This window comes from Rodentibacter sp. JRC1, assembly GCF_020521555.1.
GTDB classification, from domain to species: Bacteria; Pseudomonadota; Gammaproteobacteria; order Enterobacterales; family Pasteurellaceae; genus Rodentibacter; species Rodentibacter abscessus.
On the sequence record NZ_BPWA01000001.1, the window covers coordinates 2,236,370 to 2,253,862 of the forward strand.

Below are 17,493 nucleotides of genomic sequence, written 5' to 3' on the forward strand. Positions count from 1 at the left end.
TCGTTGTGATTTAAAATATAAATCAATCATCTTTATCAGTGCTAACCCATGAAGTTTCATCAAGCAGTCTGCCGAAATGGCTTTCCACCAGTCGTTTTGTGATAGTTGTTTGAGGATGGCAGAAAAGTTCTTGCGGTGTGCCGTATTCAATCATTTTGCCTTCATCCATCACAAGCACATGGTCAGCCATATGTTTTATCAAGCCGAGATCTTGTCCGACATAAATATAGGATACGCCTAGGCGTTCTTGTAAATCTAAAGAAAGGTTGAGTAGTTGCACTCGTACGGAGCTATCCAATGAACCTAGCGCATCATCAACGATAATAATTTCAGGTTCGAGAATAAAAGCTCGCGCCAGTGCGATCCGTTGTTTTTGGCTTACGGAAAGATTTTTTATTTTTAAATTTGTGTAGTCGGGATAAAGCCCCACCATTGCTAGGGTCTCAAAAATCTTTTGATTTCGTTTTTCTTCATTCCAATCTGTCGTTAGACGCAAAGGTGCATCTAATGCTTGCCCGATATTTTGACGGGGATTGAAGGCGGAATTGACATCTTGGAATACCATACGAATATGTTGGGCGCGGTAATGAGTATCTTCAAAATTTAGCGTGGTTCCGTTAAATTTAATTTCACCGCAGGTGGGCTTTATCATCCCTGCAATCATTTTTACTAAAGTTGATTTTCCCGAACCGTTTTTACCGATAATGGCGAGCGTTTGTTTTTGGTCAAGGTTAAAACTAATATTTTCTACGGCATAAGATTTGTTTGAGCCAAACCAATGGGCAGGACTATCAAAGGTTTTACTGAGATTCGCCACTTGCAATAATGACATAGATTATTCCTTATTGTTCGGTTCGGTGGATAAGGTTAACGGGGAATTAGGCATTGCTTCCTTCACTCTCTTTTCTCTAAAGTTAATCGGGAAATGGCAAGAGAATTCGTGTTGTTTAATACGATAACGGGCCGGCTTTTGAATACATTGTTTTTGTGCAAATGGGCAACGAGGCCCTAAACGGCAGCCCATCGGCATTTGTTCTAAAATCGGCACCGTACCTTCCAATGCCCCTAATTTGGTTTTAAAACCAAGCGGTTTGGTGAAATCGGGGACAGAATGAATAAGTGCTTGCGTGTAAGGGTGATGTGGTGTTTTTAACAACGTTTGCGTTGGCGCGTATTCCGTGTTTTGCCCGCAATACAATACGGAGATATTGTGACAAAGGTCGCTGATGTCGCGAATATTATTACTTGCCAAAAGAATGCTTGTTCCTAAGTTTTGATTCATACTTGAAAGTAAACGGGAAACTTGCAACGCCGTGATGGATTCAAGCGCATAAGTAGGTTCGTCTGCAATTAACAAACGAGGTTGATTCGCCACGGCAATGGCGATCATTACTTTCTGTCCTTCACCTTCGGTGAGATCATTGGGATAACTTGCCATAATGTCTTTATGTGCTTTTATGCCGACACGATGTAGTAACTCAATGGCTCGACGTTTTTTCCAGCCGAACCACTGCCACCATTTTCCGCGAAATGTCCAATTAGGAATGCTTTGAATAAGCTGTTTGCCGATTTTTCGACTTGGGTCAAGGCAGGTGAGCGGATCTTGGAAAATCATCGAAATTTCTTTTCCGACTAATTTTCTGCGCTGGCTAGGGGAAAGTTTTAATAATTCGATATCATTGAAACGGAAACGATCTGCCGTGACAACCCAATCTTCTTTAATGGAATTGCCGATGACTTTGGCAATCAAACTTTTGCCGGAGCCTGATTCGCCGACCAAACCCAATATTTCTCCTTCATTGAGGGTTAAATTTACACCGTCAACGATTTTGATTCGACCGTTTGGAGTCTTAATTTCAATATTGAGATTTCGTATATCCAGTAACGCCATAATTATTGATAATACTGATTAATGGCTTTGCACAAGCCGTGAGTAAATATAATGCTTAATAAAATTGTGATGATAATCGCAAAACCGGGAAGCAAAACAGCCCAAGGAGCAAGATAAATGAGTTCGAGAGAATCCTTAATCATTGCTCCCCATTCCGGCATCGGTCGTTGCGCACCGAGAGAGATAAAACTCAAGGCACTAATATCCAAAATCGCCACCACAAATGCCCGTGAGATTTCTTGAATATAGGTAACGGTAATATTCGGTAAAATCGTGCTACGCAGTAATTCACTATCGGATATCCCGTCCAACTTTAACATTATCACATATTCTTTTTTGAGTTCTTGTTGAATAGCGTGATAAACGGCGTGGATAAAATAGGGCAGTATCGCCAATAGTGTCGATACCATCGCATTGATCAAACTCGGTTCCATGAATGTGGAAATAATGATCGCAATGAGTAAAATCGGGATCGATAAAAACGTATCGAAAATATGCCCAAGAAAGCGTGCTTTGAACCCGCCCGATATTCCCGCCCAAATTCCTAGCGCACCACCGATAAGGGCGATGAATATGACAACGATAAGGGAAGAACCCACGGTATAGCGCGCACCGATAAGAACACGGCTTAATACATCACGAGCGAGATCGTCCGTGCCGAAGAAGAAGGCGATTTCTCCCTTTTCTACCCAAGAAGGTGGCATTAATTCTTTCCCTACAAACTCCATACTATCGCTATATGGTGCGATAAAAGGCGCAAAAAGTGCGGTCAAAATGATCAAAAGAAAGAGGTAAAAACTAAACAGGGCTACACGATTTTTACGAAATTGTAACCAAATTTGATAGATTGATGTGCTTTCACGAAATTCATCAGGTTCTTTATCTTGCATACCAACCTTTCTTATTAAACGGATCGAGAGTAAACATTATAATTTTCGCCAGTACGTCAATAGTAATAACACAAATCCCCAGCACGATCACTCCTGCAGAAATGCTGTTGTAATCTTGGTTGGCGACAGCGTCAATGAGCCAACGACCTATCCCCGGCCAACCTAACACGGTTTCAACCAACATACATTGAGTGATCAGCAAAGTAAAGACACGGGTAATATGCGGTATGAGCAACGGAAAGGTATTGCGGAAAACATATCGTCGCAAAATCTTCCACTTTGACCAACCTCGTGTAATAGCAACTTTCGTGTAGTTTTGTTGCAGGATATATTCGGCACGTTGCTGAATTATGCGGATAATTTCCATTGTCGGCAGAATACATAAAATGAGCGTTGGTAGAGCTAAATGTTGTAGTACGCTTTGTACGATTTTCGTACGATAAGGCACATCAACAAACCACACATCGATCACCGGAAAACCGGTAATCGGCTTAATTTCATAGAGTAAATTATATTGACCCGTTGCGGAAATTTCCCAACCGTAAATGGCCGCCATATAAAGCAAAATAGGGGCAAGCCAGAAAATGGGAATTGACAAACCGACATAAGAAAGGGTTTGTAAACTTTTAGAAAAAACACCTTGATTATTGACCGCACTTAGAATGCCCAAAGGAATACTTAAAATAAATGCGAGTAAAAGTGCGGTGAAACAAAGTTCTAAAGTGGGCGGAAGTACGGTAAAAATAAGCGATTTTAGCGATTGACCGCCATTGTAAGTAATCCCTAAATCCCCCTGTAACAAATTATTAAGATAGTGAAGATAACCACTGTAAATATTATTTGTAATAAGTACCGAATTTAGCGGATCGCGCATTAAAATACCGAAGCTGACTAATGTTAAAATAAACAGTAACAAGGCCACCCAAAGGAGATGACGTAATGCCGACCACAACATTATTTTTTCTCCTTAGTAAAATAGAGAGTCGAAAAATTCATATTGCCGAAAGGGCTGGTTTGCACGCCTTTTACTTTGCTATTGGCAACTAAAAAGCGTTTTGCATTGGCAATAGGCATAATCGGTAATTCTTTTAACACAAGCTCTTGTGCCCTATTGTAATTTTTTGCCCGTTCACGCAAAACGGTCGTGGCGAGGGCATTATCCATAAGTTCGTTAAATCGGTGATTGCACCAGTTGGATAAATTTGTGATTTCATTTTGGGTATCACAGCTTAAAATCGGACGCATAAAACCATCAGGATCTAAATTTCCGGCAAGCCAACCGGTTAAAATCATATCGTAATCTTCCGTTTTCTTATCAAGTTGTTCCAACAAAAAGGTACGTGTAACCGACCGCACTTTCACTTCCACTCCGGCTTGTGCCAAATCCCACTTTATTAATTCCGCCATTTTGAGCGGAGAGGGATTATACATTTGTTCTTCGTTCAGCACCCACATATTTAGATGTAAATTTTTATCTTGCAGAAATTTTTTCGCCTGTTTCGGAGAATAATCAAACTCAAATTCCGGCGTATTGATATTCGATGCCCAAGAAATATTAGGAATAATGTTATTCGCTACGGTTGCCGTATTATGGTAAATATTCCGAACAATACGTGCTCGGTTAATGCCTTGAGAGATTGCGTGGCGAATTTGTTCATCTTGCATCAAAGGTTTATTAAAATTAAAAGCAAGGTAAGACAGATTCATCCCTTCGACCGATTGCAGATAATAGCGAGCGTCTTTATCCTGTAAAAGCCCTAGCTGACTCACTTCCGGATAGGCGGCGATTTGGCATTCATTATTAAAAAATTTAATAAGCCGAGCCGTACGAACAGTAGAAAGATCGACTAAAATATGTTTGATTTTTGCTTCTTTGTTCCAATATTTATCATTGCGTAATAATCGCACGTACTGGTTATACACATAATCTTGTACTTGATAAGGGCCTGTGCCGACAGGGTGGGTGTCTAACTGAACCAAATTATCGTCCGCACTTAATTGATAAGCATATTCTTGCGAGAAAATAATGGCATATTGACTGGCAAGATGAGATAAAATTGATGAATCCGGCTCAAACAATTCGATTTTGACTTGGTAAGGATTGACCACTGTTACGGACTTAATTTTCCGATTTAACTTAATGCTATCAAAATAAGGAAAGCGTACTTTTTTAGCCTGTTCGTGAAATACGTGATATTGCGGGTTTTTATCGTATGCCGAATTATCTTGGCTAAAAAAAGTAGGGAGGTAAGTATCGTGTCCAAGTACACGATTGAGAGAAAATACCACATCTTCAGCATTAAAATCACGAGTTGGTGTAAACCAAGGGGTGTGGTGGAATTTCACACCTTTGCGTAAATAAATGGAAATTTCTTTTCCATCGGGTGAAATAGAATAAGATTGCGCTAAAGAAGGTGTTACTGTGGCACTATGATTTTTAATTTCAAACAGTTTATTGTAGATTTGTTCCGTTATCACATTCATACTTGTACCGGCATCAGCCGTTTGCGGATTAAAAGAAAATCCCGAGGCATTGGTACAATAAATTAAACCGTTTTCCGTTAAACTTTCCGGTACGCGTGGCGCTGCTTGAACTTGTATGAACAGGCCCAAGTTTAAAAGAAAATAGAAAAATAGTAAGTTTCGGCGTAACATAATGAATGCGTTATGATAAATTATGCCACAAATTGTAAGGTATATTGCCCAAAATGGCTAGATGTTGCTTTTATGAAGCAGGGTGTCATTCAACATAATTTTATCCAAGACCCTAATGTTTAATTCCATTCAAAAAGAAATCAATCAAATAATCAACCGAGGATTTGACCGCACTTTGCGCCTTGCTGTTACCGGTTTAAGTCGTAGCGGTAAAACCGCTTTTATTACCGGTTTAATCAATCAACTTCTATCAATTAATCAAACCACAAAAAATCACTTGCCATTATTTGAAGCGGTTCGAAACGGGGCGATTATTGCGGTAAAACGTGTTCCACAGCAAGACTTGAGTGTACCGCGTTTTGATTATGAAGAAAATTTAAACGCGCTTTCTCAACAACCTCCGCAATGGTGTGAATCAACCCGTGGCGTGAGTGAAACGCGTTTAGCCATTCGTTTTCAACGCCAATCGGGTTTGTTTCGTCATCTAAAAGAACGGGGTACGCTTTATTTGGATATTTTTGATTACCCGGGGGAATGGTTGTTGGATTTGCCTTTACTGCATTTGGATTTTCAACAATGGTCAACCGAACAGGCTCAAATTACTCAGGGCATTCGTGGTGAATTGGCAGAGCCTTGGCTTGATGAGATGAAAAAATTGGATTTAAGTGCAGTTGCTAATGAAGAAGTTTTGGCAAAAATAGCAAAACGCTACACGGATTATCTTCAACAATGCAAAATGCAAGGAATGCAATTTATTCAACCGGGACGATTTGTGTTACCGGGAGAATTGGAAGGTGCGCCCGCATTACAGTTTTTCCCTTTATTGCATTTAACGCAAGAGCAATGGAAAAGGCTCAAAAAAGAAGCTAAATCAAACAGTTATTTTGCAGTGTTGAACAAAAGATACGATTACTATCGCAATAAAATCGTAAAAGGTTTTTATGAGCATTATTTCTCTACCTTTGATCGCCAAGTGATTTTGGCAGATTGTTTAACGCCGCTAAATCATGGCCGACAAGCCTTTTTGGATATGCAAGCCGGATTGAATCAGTTATTTAAAAACTTTCATTATGGTAGCCGAAATTTTCTATACCGTTTATTTTCCCCACGTATTGATAAATTGATGTTTATTGCAACAAAGGCGGATCATATCACCAGCGATCAAATGCCGAATTTAATTAGCCTTATGCGCCAATTAGTGCAAGAGGGGGGGCGTCATGCTGAATTTAAAGGTATTGATATTGAATATACTGCAGTTGCCGCAATTCGTGCGACAAAACAAGTGGTAGTAAATAAAGATGGCAAACAGATTAAAGCGATTCAAGGTGTACGCTCTAAAGATAAGCGACCGGTTACTCTCTATCCGGGCACAGTACCAAGCAAATTACCCGGTCAAGAATTTTGGCAAAAACAACCGCACTTTGAAGGGAATGGGGAGAATTCCCACAACACGCCGTTCGATTTTGATTATTTTGAACCGCCACACCTTGAAGCGGGAGAGGCAATCCCCCATTTGCGAATGGATGCCGTGCTGCAATTCTTGTTGGGGGATCGTTTTGAATAAGGCTGGAAAAACCGGTACTATGTAGCACTTGAACAAATCATCGTAGGGTAGCGTTAGGCGAAGCCGTAACGCACCGCTTCATCATTAAAACTTGTTGTTGGTGCGTTACGGCTTCGCCTAACGGCACCCTACCCCAGGAAATATTGGAGATAAAATTCTCTTTGTGCAACTGCTACATAATACTGGGAAAACCTAGCTGAGATGTTTTTTAATATCAAGTGCTAATTGATCCAACATCTCATAACGTTTGCGATACATCGAACGTTTTTTACTGGCGATTTCCTCTAACGGTTTGCGTTCAACCTCAAGCGGTAACAGCCAATAAGGCTCTTGATAAACCGCTTGATTTTCTTGCCAAAATTCGTCGTAATTGAATAAAATTTTACTGCGTGCAGAAAGGCGATATTTACCTTGAAATTTGTGCGGAATACCCAACAGATCGCATTGTAGGTTTTTGGCTAATTCACGGAATACGTTCATCAGCATAAACATTGGGCGAACGCCGTGTAGATCTTTCGTTGCTTGTTTGACCAATCCCTGCGTGTTACCGTGGCGAGGGCCTTGAATAGACGCAATTAACAATTTGTTCGGCGATAAAAAAGTAAACGAAGCGTCATAAATACGTTCATTATTTTTATTGCGAATATTGACGGCAAAATAGCCTTCAAAAGGATCAATAAAATTTAAACTTAAATTAAGTGAAAGATCATCGCTTAATTGACTTAATAAAATGGATTGCTCACTAAGTAAACGGGAACAAAGTGTTAAGCCCAATTTTTCTTCCGCAATATTTAAATTTTGCGTAATCGCATCGAATCGTTGAGCGGCTGAAAAACGTTTATCGCAATAAGTGGTTAAAAGCGGGTTAAAACGATAATAATCTTGCGTGAAGAGTGGCTGCCACTGCGTCTTTTCATTTAAAAATGCGATAAGTTGTCGGCATTGTTTTTTGTGAATAAACGTGTAGGCATAGTAGCGAAGTTTTTCCCGTAGCTGTTTTGCGAACGGACGATCCTTTGAATAAGGATACATTTGCACATAAGTTGGAAATGAAATTTTAGTTGGCTTAATCATTTTGATATTGATGAGTAGAATGTCAGCGAAAACGATGACATAAAATTAGAAACAGGGCGTATTTTATAATGGAAAAGCAAATTTTCAACCAATATGATGAATCCGAGGCGGAAACTTTTCAGCCAAAACAGGAATTTATCGACGTAGAAACCATACCTGATGAACCTTTGGAAGGGGAATTACTTGATGAACGCTTTGAACAGGCGATGAAACCTAAATCAAAGACTTGGAAAACAACGTTAAAATTGACCGCACTTTTATTCGGTGCGGCAACCGTGGCGCAGTCGCTTCAATGGATTTGGGGTAGCTATCAAAATCAACAATGGATTTATTTGGCATTTTCCCTTGTAAGTCTGATCGTTATCCTGTTCGGTATAAAAGAAATCTTGCTTGAATGGCATCGTTTGAGCCGCTTGAAAAAACGCGAACAACTACAACAAGAAAGCCGTTTATTTTGGAAGCAAAGTGCGGTCAAAAATCATGATGTTTTTGAATATCGAGACGGCGAACAAAGTAAAAAACTTTGTTTGGAGATGGCGAAAAGTCTGCATTTAGACGAACAATCACCGATTCTTGTTCAATGGCAAAATCAACTAAATGAAACCTATTCGGCACAAGAAGTCGCACAGCTTTTTAGCCATCACGTGTTAAAACCTTTTGATGCCAAGGCGAAAAAATTAATTGGCAAAATGGCAGCGGAATCAGCTGTCGTGGTAGCGATAAGCCCTCTTTCTTTAGTGGATATGTTTTTTGTGGCGTGGCGAAATATTCGCTTAATTAATAAAATTGCGGAAATTTACGGCATCGAATTGGGCTATTTTACACGTATTCGTTTATTGCGAATGGTGCTAGTGAATATTGCTTTCGCCGGTGTAACGGAAATCGTGCAGGATATGAGTATGGATTGGCTTTCACAAGATATTACCGCAAAATTTTCCGTACGGATTGCACAGGGCATAGGTGTAGGGTTACTCACAGCCCGTTTGGGAGTAAAAGCGATGGAATTTTGCCGCCCGCTTGCATTTCAACCTTCTGAAAAACCAAAACTTTCACATATCCAAAAAGAACTTTTGACGACTATTAAAGATGTGGTGCTGAATAAAAAAATGAAAGAGAAGGAGTTGGTGTAACTTAATGTTTTTTATTGCTTAGAGAAATTTTCAAATAATAAAAAGTTCGATCAAAAATAGCGGTATTATGTAGTAGTTGCACAAATCATAGTAGAGTGCTGTTAGGCGAAGCCGTAACGCACCAATTAATAAGATTTTGTGCTGAAATGGTGCGTTACGCAAAGCTAACGCACCCTACCAAAATTAAATATTGGATATAAGTTTATCTTTGGGTGATTTCTATATAATAAAAAATAGCAATGTTTTAATATAACCGCATTTTTATTGCTAAAAATCCTAAAATACTTTTTCCACCGTTAAAAACCACTCCGAACTTCGGCGGGAATAAAACATTGGAATATTACTGTTAATTCGCCGATATTGATAATTTAACTTAGGCATAAAACCCTGCCATTGTAATTTTTGATGCCAAAGGGAAGCATTAAATTTCGTTTCTAAATCACGGCGTTTAAATTGATTTTGGCTATAAAAATGATTTGCTCTAAATTGACGCTTAAAATAACCTCCGCTGAGCCTTAATCCGATATTTTTATAATTAGCAATCAGACCTAAATTTCCACCCCATTTATTAGAAGATTCCGCTTTATCTTGGGTTAAATCCCGATTAAAACTTGCTCCGATAAATAAAGTAAAGCGAGGGTGTAGATAATAATATAAGGTGCTATTTAATTGGTTGGCATAACCATTATAACGGCGTGCCGTTTGTTGATCCGCATAACGTTTTTGTGTGTAGCTAAAACGGTTTGCAAGGCTAAATTTTTAGCTTAATTCCCGATTAAAGGATAAATTCACCCCATATTTATATAAAAAATCCCAATTCCGCTTATACGGAATTGGGATTTTTATCATTTTAATGGGGTGAAATTACCACTTATAGCTTAAATTTGCGCTGAAGCGGCGTCCTTCTCCGTAGTAGCAGGTGCTGTAAAAACAGCTTGCAACATATTTTTCATCCGTTAGGTTGGATACGTTCGCTTGCAATTCCCAATTGGTGTTGATGCGGTATTTCAACATAATATCCGCCAAGGTTTTTGCAGGGGCTTTAATATTATCCGAAGTGCCGTTTGATGAGGTACCGATGTAACGGATTGCTGCGCCTGCAATGAAATTATCAAGGAATTGATGGGTTACTTGAGCCGAAGCAGTATGACGAGGAATCAATGCAGGGCGGATAACATCACCGGTTTCTCGAATATCTTTCACTCGATTAAAGGTATAGCCTAATACGATTGCGGTTTTTTCCGCCACTTTAAAATTGGCGGCAATTTCAATACCTTTACTTTTCAATTCTTTTGTTTGGAAAGCATTGCCTGTAGCACTTGGAGTGAAGGCGTTATCTTGTTTTAAATCAAAATAAGCAAGGGAGAACGTTCCATCAATAAAACTTGGTAAATATTTGATACCGGCTTCATATTGTCTGCCTTCTGTCGGTTTATATTGTGCGGTTTCCGGCACGAAAGATTCCGAATAGCTGAAATAAGGCGCAAGCCCATTTTCTGCGACATACATTACACCGCCGGAATAAGAGGTATGATTAATTTTATAACTTTGCGATCCTTCTTCACCTTTGGCTCGGTCATTACGCACGCCGCCGGATAAATGCCAGTTACCGATTTTGACTTGATCTTGCAAATAGAAACCTAATTGACGTTGAGTTACATCATAATCAGGTCGGGCGTTATTCGGTACTTGAATGCCATTATAAATAGGCGATAAGCTATTAAGCGTATAAAGCGGCGTAAAAGTTGCCGGTACGGAGTACGGCATATAATAACTGTTGTATGCCCCTTTTGCCGTTAAATATTGATAATCAACCCCGAAGGTTAAACTGTTTTCATAATTATCATATTTCCAATTCTTAGTAAGGCGGTTATCAATAGAATGGCTTCTGGTTATGACATCATTAAATACCGCACCTTGCCCGATGATTGGGAAAACCGTTACGCCGTTTGAGAAAGCGGATTGCTGTTTCACATCTTGCATATTGAATTTGTAGTTTTGTGAAAAAGTTAAACTGTCATCAAATTTGTGGGTAAATTCATAGCCGAGTGAATATTGTTTACGGTTTAATGTGTCTGTTGTCGGATCGCCTAAGTTTGTTCGGCGGTCAATTTTCCCCAAGTTGGTTTGAAGTGTTCCCTGCATTGGGAAGAAACCTGTGGTTGGTACGCCCACATCTTTTTGCACGCTTGCCAACAGGGTGAGGGAAGTGCGGTTAGAAATATCCCAAGTTAAACTTGGTGCGAAATAATAGCTTTCCAGCCAAGTACCACGTAATTCCCCTTGTTTTTTGTGGTAATCGGCGACAAGGCGATAACGTACGTTTTCTGCCGCTTTGTCGCTAATATCCGCACTGAGGCCGCGTTCGTGTCGATTACCCAGCTTGAAATTCACTTCTCCTTTAGGTTCGGCAGTCGGACGTTTGGTGATTAAATTGATTAAACCACCGCTTTGTGCAGAACCGTAAGTCAATGAATCGGCACCTTTTACCACTTCTACCGCTTCTACGCCATACATATTCGGCGACCAATGGCTGTAGCCCGTATTATAAACGGCGGAGCCGTCAATGGTTAAACGGGAATCCATTCCGCGTACTTTTACCCAGTCATTGGTATCCAAATCCGCACCGTAAACCTGTGCCAGCGTACCTGTTTCATAGCGAAGGCTTGCATCAAGTTGATTTAATTCCCAGTTTTTTAGGGTTTCATCATTGATCACCGCAATAGAACGTGGTGTCATATAATCCACTTTACCGGCTTTGGCAACAGAGCCGACTACGTTGATTTCATCCAGTTCTTCCATGTTCTGAGTTTCCGCTTGGGCAGAATTAACGGCAAAAATGACCGCACTTGCCAGCGCACTATATACAAAGGTTTTTTTCATGTTTCGTTCCTATATTGAGGTTGAGGTAAATAAATTCACTATACTTTTCGTATCATCAGTAAAAAATAGCTTCCGCCGACTAATGTGGCGACTAATCCCGCCGGAATTTCATAGGGAAAGAGGATTTGTCGCCCGATCCAATCGGCAATGAGCATTAAAATGCTGCCTAATAAGGCAGAGAGTAATAATTGAGACCGCGCCCTATATACGCCCAAAAAGCCGGTTAAATGCGGTACGAGCAAGCCGATAAAACTGAGCGGACCGATAATTAGGGTAGCAAGTGCGGTCAAAATCGCACTAAAAATAATGATAATCCAACGCGTACTTTTGATATTTAATCCCAAGGCTTGTGCCATTGGTGTTTGCAACGCGAGTAAATCCAGCCGGAGGCTAAAAATCAAACTGATTGCCAATAAAACGATTGAAAGCAGGATAAAAGGCACTGAAAGTGTCGGATCAAGATTTTGTGTCGAGCCTGATGTCCAACTGATTAATTGATTGGCTCGCGGATCACCACTGGCAAGTGCGATGCGTTGTAAGGTATCAAATAACGCAGAGAGGCTAATACCTGTTAGTAATACTTTTTCCGGCAACATATGATTGCGTTGATTGATGAACGTAATAATCATTAGAGCAATCAATGCGCCGCTGATACCGGCTATCCAAAACCAAATGGTATCTTGCGCAGGAAAAATAAAAAGCAAGGCAAGAATCCCCATACTCGCACCGGAGGATACACCGAGCAATTCCGGACTAGCCATTGGATTGAGGGTGAGGCGTTGCAATAATATGCCTGCCACAGAAAGCAAAATACCGGCGCAAATAGCAATCAAAATACGTGGATAGCGCAATGCCATAATCGATAAATCCGAATCATTATTCGGTAAAAGTATTTTCCATTCCGAATGAAATGCGCCTTTCCCTACGCAAAGTACGATAAATAAAATTATGACAAAAAGCAGGATAATCAACCACGTAAAGTGCGGTCGATATTGACGGGGTTTTGGCGGTAAATGGTTGGTTAAGCGTCCGCTTTGCGGTAAGGCACGGAACATTAACCAGAGCAATAATGGTGTACCGAGTAAGGCGGTAACGGCACCTGTCGGTAAACTGATGTGATGATAGAAATTAATCAGTTGCAGTACTAGATCGGTGATAGTAAGCAACAATGCGCCAAGCACAAAGGAAGCCGTTAATTGCTTGGTGAACGTGCGGATGCCAAGTTGACGAACTAGGGTTGCGGCAGCCAGCCCTACAAAGCCTATCATTCCGACAACACTTACGACAGAAGCAATCAAATAAGCACTGAGAAGTAGTCCGATAAAACGGAGTTTGCCTACTGATACACCGAGACTTTTCGCATTGTTATCATTTAACGCAAGGATCGTGAATGGGCGGCGTAGTAAAAAAATAAGGCTAAAACAGACCGCACTTTGTAGCGATAAAAGTTGGCTATCCCGCCAACTTTCTTGCACCAATGAGCCGGCTCCCCATTGCGCTAAACCACGTGATTCTTCGGGATAAAATAACATCATCATACCGGTGAACGCACCAAAATAGAGATTCACTACAAGCCCTGCAAGAATCAATAATAAGGGCGACATTGTTTTCCGTATGGCAAGCGCCGTTACCATTAGCAAACTTAGCCCCGCTCCGGCAAGCGAGATGAGATTTGAGCCGTATTCCAATAAATGAGGGGCAAAAATTGCCACCAAAAAAAGACTAAATTGCGCACCGCTATTAATGCCGAGGGTGCTGTCGGAGGCTAGCGAATTCCCCGTTACTTGTTGTAATAATAAACTGGCGAGAGCAAGGCTGCCACCGGCAAGCAAGGCTATTGTGATACGTGGTAGGGTATAGCTTTGCAATAGCAATAAGTCTAAGTTATCGGTTGTGCCAAACAGATCCCAAATAGATGTATTTTCAGGCAATTGCACATTAAACAACGTACCGAACAAGGCGATAAACACACAGATTAAAAAAGTGATGAAGATAGCGGAACGATTTACCATATTTCACCGCCTTGTAATAATCCTTTAGCAAAAATAGGTACGAAACGTTGAGCGGAAGGAATTGCGCCGAATGTCCATACGGCGGGTAAAATCAAAGGTTCTCGGGCAAGAGGTAAATGTTGCCACAAGGTGTTATGGCTAAGTGCCGTGACAATATTATTCGGATAGGGTTTTATCACTACAAAGCGGGTATTTTCGGGGAGTTTTGCCAATTCGGTGATTTCGATATTTTGAAAACCCCAATAATTTACTTCAGGTAAATAAGCATTCTCAAAACCTAATTGATTAATTACCGCACCAAGTAAACTGTTTTTGCCATAAATGCGTAAATGGCGGGTATCGATAAACTGCACTAAAGCGATAGGACGATCCGTGAAAGGCTTTAATAACGTACGGTAGTGGCTGATAGTTTGTTCATATTCTGCAAGTAGGTGTTGAACTGCTGCCGGTTTATCAATGATCCTACCGATTTCTTGTGTGGCGGCAACGATATTTTCCCAAGCATTCCCTTCCTTATAAAATTCCACGTTATAAACTTTTCCGTAAGAAGATAACTTATTATTCAGTGAGGCATAAAATGAGCTGTGTATAAATGTGAAAAATTGCTTGCCTAATGAACGGGATAGGCTTGAAATGCGTTCTAAATTCGGTTGCAAACGCACACCTAAATCAATGATATTGGCGGGAAGTTGAGGTTCGATCACCCAAGTTTGATAACTTTTCACATCACCTACGGCAAGTGGAGCCTGCCCTAGTGCGATTAAAGTTTCCGCCACCGACCAGTCCACCGTGGCATAAGCGATTTGTTTCTCGGCAATGCTTTTGGTTGGGATAAAAAGTGCGGTCAAAATCAGGAGTGAATTTTTGAGTAATCGCAACATATTAATAAAAACTCACGGGACGATGGGTTTTAGGGTGTTCGATTACATTCAATTCGATACCGTAAATTTGCTGCAATGAAGGGATGTTTACGATCTCGAATGCATTGCCTTGAGCTAATAATTTTCCGCTATGTAACGCCACTAAGTGATCACAAAAGCGGGAAGCAAGGTTAATATCGTGAATCACAATAATGATCCCTAGATTGAGTTCTCGGCTAAGGCGGTGAAGAAGTTGCATCACCTCTACTTGATGGGCAATATCCAATGCGGCTAAAGGTTCATCAAGCAATAAAAATCGGCTTTGTTGGGCTAATAACATCGCAAGCCAAATGCGCGAACGTTCACCGCCGGATAGGGTATCGACTAATTGATTTGCAAACTTTTCCGTGTGGGTGAGCTGTAACGCATTTTCAATCGCTTGCTTGTCGCTTTTGGTTTCACGCCCGAATAAACCGTTCCACGCATAGCGTCCCATTGCAATGAGTTCTTGAGCCGTCATATTGGTGGCTTGAGGCAAATGTTGCGGTAAATAAGCCACACGTTTAGCAAAATCACGATTATGCCAATGTTTGACTGAACGATGATCTAATAAAATATCTCCGCCGGATATCGGCTGTTGGCGTGCCATCAATTTAATTAAAGTGGATTTTCCCGAACCGTTATGACCGATTAAACCGTATAATTTTCCGCTTTCAAAGGAAAGCGATAGGGGATGCAGTAAAACCCGTTGTGGTATAGAAAATGAAACTTGTTGAAGCTCAAACACAAATAACCCGAAAAAAACATCAAAATGATGGCGCGATTCTATATGAAAACCATTCTTATTTCAAACCCGTCTGATGATTAGATTATAACAATGGGCTAAACAGAAAAAATAATCGCTCAATAATGCGGTAATAAAATGGTCGAACGAACCATTTTTTGCTATCAAGCAGTTCGGAATCTTCAATATAACTTTGGTGCAGAATGGCCAATTCATTGGCGAAGGCACGATCTTCTACCGCAAGAGCAAGTTCAAAGTTTAAGAAAAAACTACGTAAATCCATATTGATCGTGCCGATCAAAGCAAGTCTATTATCAATCAATACGCTTTTAGTATGTAGAAGGCCCGCTTTAAATTCATAGATTTTTACACCGGCGGCGAGTAAATCATCAAAAAAAGTTCGGCTTGCCCAGCCTACCATAAGAGAATCGTTTTTCTTTGGTAATATCAGTGAAACCTCCACACCACGTAATGCTGCGATACGTAAGGCTTCCGCAATGCTATGGCTTGGTACGAAATAGGGGGAGGTGATCGTAATACTTTCACGGGCGGCGTAAATCGCCAAGGCTAAAGTCTGTGGCGCAAGATCGTCAGGAAATGCCGGGCCTGTGGCGATAACTTGAACGGAGTGGGTATCGTTATCTTCAATCGGTACGAGCGGACAATTCGGTAAAAAAAACATTAGCTCATTGCCGGTTTCAATTTCCCAATCCCAAGCATGTAAGCTATTTAATACGGCGGATACCGCACCGTTCACTCGTACCATTACATCAACCCAATTTCCCACATTGCTATCTTGTTTGAAAAAAGCCGGATCGACCATATTCATACTACCGGTGTAGGAAATTTGGTTATCAATAACAATAATTTTTCGGTGTTGGCGCAGGTCGATACGGCTGAAAAACATCCGAAATAAATTTACATATAGCGTTTCGACGATTTCAATACCTTGTTCACGTAAAGTTTTACAGGCTTTGCTTCTCAGAAAAGGACGACTCCCTACGGAATCTAATAAAATGCGAATTTCTACACCGCGTTGTTTGGCTTCTAATAAGGCTTGACTGATTTCTTCGATCATTCCTTTATTCGACCAAATATAGAACACCATATTAATGGAGTGCTGTGCTTGTCGAATATCGGCAATAATACTGCGAATGATACTTTTCGGCGTATCTAAAATATGTAATTCGTTTCCTCTAATGCAGGGAATGCCCAAACGGCGATGATTCAGATCAAAGAGTGGTCGATATTGTAGGCTTTTCGGTACACTGATAAGCTCCGTTTGCTGCGATAAACGGGCGAGCCACAGGCTGTATTTAGGGTGTAAGGTTTTGAAAGCGTTAGCACGCTTTGTTCCCAGCTTTATTTCACCGAAAATCAAGTAAGCCATCACACCAATGATTGGCACCAAATAAATCAACATCAACCAAGAAAGGGTGGCGGAAGAAGATTGTTTTTTTACTAAAAGGCGAAGCGTAACCGAGATAATTATTAACCACGCCAACAAAGGAATAATATAAACCAGTATGATATGTTCAAAATTCATAAAATTTTAACCGCACTTATGAAATTAGATATTCTTTATCAATATCGTGATTTTATCATTATTTACAAGCCTTATGGTGTAAGTGTGCATAAAAGATAATGCTGAAGTGATCTGCCCCAAAAAGTTGGACGAAATAAACCAACTAAGTCAGGGGCGGATTTTTTATGACCAAATCACCGATTTTTATCTTGAAAATCACTTAGA

13 protein-coding genes and 1 pseudogene are annotated in these 17,493 nt (G+C 40.5%); 2 read left to right on the plus strand and 12 right to left on the minus strand.

The genetic code is table 11. The features are described 5' to 3' along the window. Positions 1-22 precede the first annotated feature (22 nt). The 5 genes from HEMROJRC1_RS10170 to HEMROJRC1_RS10190 are packed head-to-tail and all read right to left on the minus strand — an operon-like array spanning position 23 to position 5,436. On the minus strand, positions 23-832 hold the full coding sequence (locus tag HEMROJRC1_RS10170; protein ID WP_226692802.1) for an ATP-binding cassette domain-containing protein: 810 nt from the start codon (positions 830-832) through the stop codon (positions 23-25). A 3-nt stretch (positions 833-835) separates the two neighbouring features. After that, positions 836-1,891: an oligopeptide/dipeptide ABC transporter ATP-binding protein gene (locus HEMROJRC1_RS10175; RefSeq protein ID WP_226692803.1), complete on the minus strand. Its 1,056-nt coding sequence runs from the start codon at positions 1,889-1,891 to the stop codon at positions 836-838. A 2-nt stretch (positions 1,892-1,893) separates the two neighbouring features. Then, positions 1,894-2,781, minus strand: a complete 888-nt coding sequence (locus HEMROJRC1_RS10180; protein WP_226692804.1) for an ABC transporter permease subunit — start codon at positions 2,779-2,781, stop codon at positions 1,894-1,896. Then, entirely contained in the window at positions 2,771-3,736 is a 966-nt protein-coding gene (locus HEMROJRC1_RS10185) for an ABC transporter permease subunit (RefSeq protein WP_226692805.1), read from the minus strand. Before HEMROJRC1_RS10185 ends, HEMROJRC1_RS10180 begins: the two co-directional genes overlap by 11 nt. After that, entirely contained in the window at positions 3,736-5,436 is a 1,701-nt protein-coding gene (locus tag HEMROJRC1_RS10190) for an ABC transporter substrate-binding protein (RefSeq protein WP_226692806.1), read from the minus strand. The genes HEMROJRC1_RS10185 and HEMROJRC1_RS10190 overlap by 1 nt, the downstream gene beginning before the upstream one ends. Positions 5,437-5,551: 115 nt before the next feature. On the opposite strand from HEMROJRC1_RS10190, the gene HEMROJRC1_RS10195 reads away from it, so the two are divergent. Next, a complete protein-coding gene (locus tag HEMROJRC1_RS10195) occupies positions 5,552-7,000 on the plus strand; it encodes a YcjX family protein (protein ID WP_226692807.1) in 1,449 nt (482 codons plus the stop codon). Positions 7,001-7,192: 192 nt separating this feature from the next. On the opposite strand, the gene HEMROJRC1_RS10200 is transcribed toward HEMROJRC1_RS10195, so the two are convergent. Then, positions 7,193-8,074 (minus strand): DUF535 family protein, encoded by an 882-nt coding sequence (locus tag HEMROJRC1_RS10200; protein WP_226692808.1) that lies wholly within the window; start codon positions 8,072-8,074, stop codon positions 7,193-7,195. A 68-nt stretch (positions 8,075-8,142) separates the two neighbouring features. On the opposite strand from HEMROJRC1_RS10200, the gene HEMROJRC1_RS10205 reads away from it, so the two are divergent. Continuing rightward, entirely contained in the window at positions 8,143-9,204 is a 1,062-nt protein-coding gene (locus HEMROJRC1_RS10205) for a TIGR01620 family protein (protein WP_226692809.1), read from the plus strand. Between the two features lie 276 nt (positions 9,205-9,480). Here HEMROJRC1_RS10205 and HEMROJRC1_RS10210 read toward each other — a convergent pair. The 6 genes and pseudogenes from HEMROJRC1_RS10210 to cls all read right to left on the minus strand — a co-directional run. Continuing rightward, positions 9,481-9,945 (minus strand): annotated as a pseudogene (locus HEMROJRC1_RS10210) (surface lipoprotein assembly modifier); the annotation flags it as partial. A gap of 123 nt (positions 9,946-10,068) precedes the next feature. Beyond that, positions 10,069-12,087 (minus strand): TonB-dependent siderophore receptor, encoded by a 2,019-nt coding sequence (locus tag HEMROJRC1_RS10215; protein ID WP_226692810.1) that lies wholly within the window; start codon positions 12,085-12,087, stop codon positions 10,069-10,071. A 38-nt stretch (positions 12,088-12,125) separates the two neighbouring features. Beyond that, a complete protein-coding gene (gene fhuB / locus HEMROJRC1_RS10220) occupies positions 12,126-14,099 on the minus strand; it encodes a Fe(3+)-hydroxamate ABC transporter permease FhuB (RefSeq protein WP_226692811.1) in 1,974 nt (657 codons plus the stop codon). Then, positions 14,093-14,977 carry an ABC transporter substrate-binding protein gene (locus HEMROJRC1_RS10225; protein WP_226692983.1) on the minus strand — a complete coding sequence of 295 codons (885 nt, stop codon included), beginning with the start codon at positions 14,975-14,977 and terminating at the stop codon, positions 14,093-14,095. The genes fhuB and HEMROJRC1_RS10225 overlap by 7 nt, the downstream gene beginning before the upstream one ends. A gap of 4 nt (positions 14,978-14,981) precedes the next feature. Next, complete coding sequence (locus tag HEMROJRC1_RS10230) at positions 14,982-15,746, minus strand: ATP-binding cassette domain-containing protein (protein ID WP_226692812.1); 765 nt, start codon at positions 15,744-15,746, stop codon at positions 14,982-14,984. 82 nt (positions 15,747-15,828) lie between these two features. Further along, complete coding sequence (gene cls, locus HEMROJRC1_RS10235) at positions 15,829-17,289, minus strand: cardiolipin synthase (RefSeq protein WP_226692813.1); 1,461 nt, start codon at positions 17,287-17,289, stop codon at positions 15,829-15,831. Positions 17,290-17,493 lie beyond the last annotated feature (204 nt).